This window comes from Promineifilum sp. (SeqCode), from assembly GCF_041918635.1.
Lineage (GTDB): Bacteria > Chloroflexota > Anaerolineae > Promineifilales > Promineifilaceae > Promineifilum.
The window spans coordinates 1-4,824 of the sequence record NZ_JAYRVJ010000065.1; the positions used below are offsets into that span (position 1 = coordinate 1).

The 4,824-nt window shown below is 65.9% G+C and carries 3 protein-coding genes; all 3 read right to left on the reverse strand.

Going from position 1 to position 4,824, the window contains the following annotated elements:
* On the reverse strand, positions 1–3,611 hold a 3,611-nt coding region (locus tag ACE3UY_RS02005; protein ID WP_374685877.1), incomplete at its 3' end, for an alpha-amylase family glycosyl hydrolase.
* 530 nt (positions 3,612–4,141) lie between these two features.
* Positions 4,142–4,444 (reverse strand): antitoxin family protein, encoded by a 303-nt coding sequence (locus tag ACE3UY_RS02010; protein WP_374685878.1) that lies wholly within the window; start codon positions 4,442–4,444, stop codon positions 4,142–4,144.
* A gap of 42 nt (positions 4,445–4,486) precedes the next feature.
* Positions 4,487–4,824: hypothetical protein (locus tag ACE3UY_RS02015; RefSeq protein ID WP_374685879.1), on the reverse strand; the 338-nt coding region annotated here is incomplete at its 5' end.

Genomic DNA, 4,824 nt, shown 5'->3' on the forward strand with positions numbered 1-4,824 from the left:
TCGCTGTACGGCCCGCCGGTCGCGTCGCCGCGCAGCACCTCATAGAAGGCCACGTCGCCGCCGACCGCGTCCCAGGCCAGTTCGATGCCCGCCGGGGACGACGCCTCGACGCGCAGGTTGGCCGGGGCGGCCGGGGGCGTCGTGTCGCCGCTACTGACCACGGTCATGTCGCCGGGGTCGTTGGTCTGCGACTGGCCGGGGTCGGGATACCAGCCGTCCACGTCGCCGTAGACCCACGTCTCGCCGTTGTTGGTCGAGAAGCGCACCAGGTAATCGAAGTTGCCCAGCGCCTCCGGCCACATCTTGCCGCTGTACTCGTAGTTGTTGCCGCACCCACCGCAGGCGTTGGGGGCCATGGGCCACCAGGCCGTCCACGTCGCCGGGTCGCTGCCGTCCGGCCCGAAGCCGACCTCGGCCAGGATGAGGCCGGGGTCGCCCGCGGCGTCGGTGATGCCGGCCACGAAGACGCGGCCATAGACGGTGTCGGTGCCGTTGGTGCTGATGGTGTGGTTCAGCGTGGGCGGCCACTGGAGGACGGTGTAGCCGATGGGGAAGGCCGGCGTGGCCGACGCTTCGTTGCTGGCCGCGCCCTCGTTGCCCGCGGCGTCCATGGCGCGCACGACGTAGTAGTAGCGGCGGCCGTTCTCGACCGTCGTATCCACGTAGTCGCTGGCGGCCGTCTCAGCCACGAACTCGTAGCCGCCGCCGGTGACGGGGCTGCGATAGACGCGGTAGGCCGCCGCGCCGCTGACGGCGTCCCAGTCCAGCGCCACCTGGGCGTTGCCCGCCGTGGCCGTCAGACCGGTCGGGGCGGCCGGCGCGACGAGGTCCTGGCCGCGCGCCGGCAGCAGGATGGCGGCGCTGAGGGGCGGCAGTTGCACCGTGATCACGCCGTCCACGGCCTGAATCTGGCCGCGCAGCGTGGCATTGCCGTCGAGCAGGCGCACGGCGTCGGGCATGTGGCCCTGGACGTTGATGGTCAACGTCTGGGCCGTCTCGTTGCGGTTGATGGCGACGACGGCCGCCTGATCCGCGGTGCGCATCAGGTAGGCCAGCGTGCGGTTGGCGTCGTCGGTCAGCAGGAAGCTCAGTTCGCCATCGCTGAACACGTCCAGGCTGTTGCGCAGCCGGATGAGCCGCGTGTAGTGGGCCAGCATCAGCCGGTCGGCCGCGCTGCCGAGCGCGCCGCCGCGCCCCCACGGGAAGGTGCGCCGGTCGTCCGGGTCGTCGTCGCCGGTCATGGCGACTTCATCGCCGTAGTAGATGGTCGGCGAACCGGGCGTGGTCATCTGCACCACCGCGGCCAGCCGCAGCAGCGCCTTGCCCTCGGCCAGATTGGCGGCGTTGAACTCCTTGTCCTCACGGTTGCGCTCGCCCGGCGTCAGCGCCCACAGAATGCGGCGCGTGTCGTGGCTGCCCATGAGGTTCATCATGGTGTAGTAGCTGGCGTCGGCGTTGTCCTCGCGGACGGAGATGAGCTTGCTGGCGAAGAGGGTCGGCGGCTGGTCAGTCTGGCCGTCGTCGAAGAAGCCCTTGTCGTCCACCGTGCCGAAGAAGCCCAGGATGGCGTTGCGGAAGCGGTAGCCCATGGCCGTGTCGGCCTGGTCGCCGCGCGTCTTGGGCAGAATCTCGAACTTCTTCCACAACTCGCCGATGATGGGCGCGTTGGGGTCTTCGGCCTTGATGACCTCGCGGAACTCCTGCCAGAAGGAGACGGGGAAGCTGCCGTCGCCCATCACGTCGAGCCGCCAGCCGTCAGCGCCCATGTCGAGCCAGTACGTGCCCACCGGGTTGTCGCCGGCGTAGAACAGATCCTTCACTTCCTGGTTGTTCTTGTCCAGCTGCGGCAGGCTGTCGAAGCCGAACCACGACGGGTAGTTCATCGTGTTCGGGCCGTTGGGGCCGGCGCAGGGGCCGTTGGCCTCCTCGAAGAAGGTGAACCAGTCGCGGTAGGGCGAATCCACGCTCTCGCACGCGCCCACTTCGGCGAAGTGGTGGTAGCGGTCGAAGTACTTGCTGTCGGAGGAGACGTGGTTGAACACGCCGTCCAGGATGACCTTGATCCCCTGCCGCTCGGCGGCCTTCAGGAATTGCTCGAACTCCTTGTTGGTGCCGAAGAAGGGATCGATGCGGTAGTAATCCTGCGTGTCATAGGCGTGGTTGGAGGCCGCGTCGAAGACGGGGTTGAAGTAGATGGCCGTCACGCCCAGCGACTTCAGGTAGTGGATGCGCTGCTGCACGCCGCGGATGTCGCCGCCGAAGTAGTCGCGGCCGCGCGGCTCTTCGGTGCAGGGGGTGGCCGGGTTGACGTAGTGGCGGCAGTACCCTTCGGGAAGTTCGCCCCACGCCTTGACGATGATGCGGTCGAGCGCGTTGGTCGGCCAGCCGTAGCGCGGCTCGTTGGTGGTCGGGTCGTTGCGGGTGTTGCCGTTAAAGAAGCGGTCGGGGAAGATCTGGTAGATGACCGCGTCCTGCACCCAGTCGATGACCGCGAAATCGGGGTCGTGGACCTGGATGACGTAGCCCCAGTCGTTGAGGGCCGGCCGCGCCTCGCCCCAGCCGCCGTCGCGGAAGCCGTCGTCCTCGTAGTGGGCGGTGGCCGTGCCGTCGGTGACGATGAAGCGGTAGAAGTACGTCGTCGGCGCGTCGGGCGTCAGGCTGGCCTGCCAGAAGTCGCACGTCTCGTCCGGCTGCGCTTCGTCATAGCAGGAGACGTCGGTCGCCACGGGCGTCAGGTCGAGGAAGAACTGCCCACCGGCCACGTCGTCCCACACGCGGGCGCGGACGCTCTCCACGTCGTTGTGGTAGGTGCGGAAGCGCAGAATGACCTCGGTTCCCGGCGTCACCGCGCCGAAGGGCACGCGGTAGAGGGTGTCGTGGCTGTTGTGACCCAGACCGTCGTACTCGACGTTGTTGTCCAGCTCGTGGCCGGGGCCGTCGACGTTGATAGAGAAGTCATTGGAAGCGCTGACAAAGCTGAAGGTGACAATCGCACCGGCCGGCACGGTGAAGGGCACGTTGTTGGCCGGATAGCTCTCGGCCCAGCCCTCGCCGATGGCCGCCTTGGCCTCGTAGTTGCCGGCGGGGATGGCGTCGGTCGTGAAGGTGTAAGTCCCATCGCCGTCCGGGTCTTGCAGCCAGGAGCGCAGGCAGTCGGGCTGCCAATCGCCGCCGTTGATCGCCGGGTCGCAGCCCAGTTCGCTCTGGAAGTTGCCCGCGGCCACAACGATACGGCTGTTGACGTTGTCGGTGACCCAATGGCTTTTGTGGTCGTAGTAGAATTTGACGTTCCCGCCCGGCGCGGCCAGGGAGATATCGCTGCCCGGGAATGATACATCCCACGTGCCGTTGAGCGCCGCTTTGTAGGCGTAGCTCCCGGCGGGGATGTTGAACGTGCCCTGCCAGACGTCATCAATGGCGTCGTGGGTCAGGTTGGTGACGGCGCATTCGGGCTGCCAGTCGCCGGGGCAACCCAGTTCGCTCTGGAAGCCGCCGGCGATGGTGACGCTGGTCGGGTCGGGGATGTGGTCGGCGGCCGCCGCGCCGGCGAGCGCCAGCCCCAGCAGCAGCACCGCCGCCAGGGCCAAAAGTCGCGTGGTTCGAAAGGTCATGGGAGTCTCCTCACTGCTATGCGCCCCGCCCGCGGAGTCGCAGCCTGACAGACTGCGCTACGTTCATGTCTACCGTGGGCCGAACGTTTGGTTGCTACGTTGATCGCTCGTGGAGATCGAAGGTGTGCGGTCGCGTCATGGCGCGCCGCTGTGGATCTGGCTGTGTTTTTCGCCGATCACCTCCCGACGCCTTCCCTGCCTTGCATCGCGTCGCCGTCCTTCCCTCGTCCCCTCCGGCGACCGCGTGGGGCGTCATGTAACCAGACTGGATGGGCCTGTTGCTCAGGCGTAGTTCATTCGACACGCGGCCGGCGGCCGCGGACGTGCATTTCTACCTGAGTTTTAGCAGAATTGATTGAAGTGTCAAGCAACCAGTGTATTAGTGAGCAAGCGGATTATCGATAGCAAGCCCTTCAACGACGCAGTTGCGATTAAGCCCTGTGTTGATTTGAGCAACTCGCGCGTCCATTTACTTCCTAATTCGTCTACATACTGTTTCAACAAAGCGCTTGTATCGACGTAGAGGGTACTCACCACTCGCCCCGTTCTTCAATGATAATCTCGCTTAAAGGTTTCCCCGGTGCACTGCCTAGGAGTCGCGCCAGTTCTGCGCGTCTCTCGGCACTAACTGGATCGTCCTCCGGCACATCCGTGTGTGGTTCGATAAGTCCGGCCGCAACAAGCTCCGCGATAAGCTGTTCTCGCTCCTCGCTCTCGCTGGCCGGTCGCGTCTCCACCACCTGTAGCTCAACCCGCTGCCGCTCCTTCAACTTCAGCGGCTTCAGCGGGCGCAACACGCCGTTCTCGTAAATCGCGGTAATCGTCTCGGTCATGCGTCGCCTCTCATGTCATAGGGCTGGCTCCATTATACTCGATCACGCCGCGATCTCGGCCAGATACACCCGCTCCCCCCGCCGCGCCGACTCGTACAAAGCCAGCGCCGTCCGCACGTGATCCCGCGTCTCGTCCAGGCTGATGTAGGTCGACTGCCCTTCAAGAATGGCGTCGTGCATGTCCGCGACCTCGCCCGCGTACAGTTCTTGCGCCGCTACCGGCAACTCCTCGGACACACCCGCCTCGTCGGTGAAAGTCACGCGGCGCTCGGCGTCCTCCATGCCGTTAAACGGCCGGTTCAGCACCAGCCGCCCCTCTGTGCCCAGGATGTCAAAGTGGGTGTAGAACGGGGCGCGGAAGGCGCTGCTGATCTGGGCCA

Bases quoted from the DNA above. Each gene is read 5' to 3' on its own strand.
- ACE3UY_RS02010 (WP_374685878.1), bottom strand. From the start codon at position 4,444: ATGACCGAGACGATTACCGCGATTTACGAGAACGGCGTGTTGCGCCCG.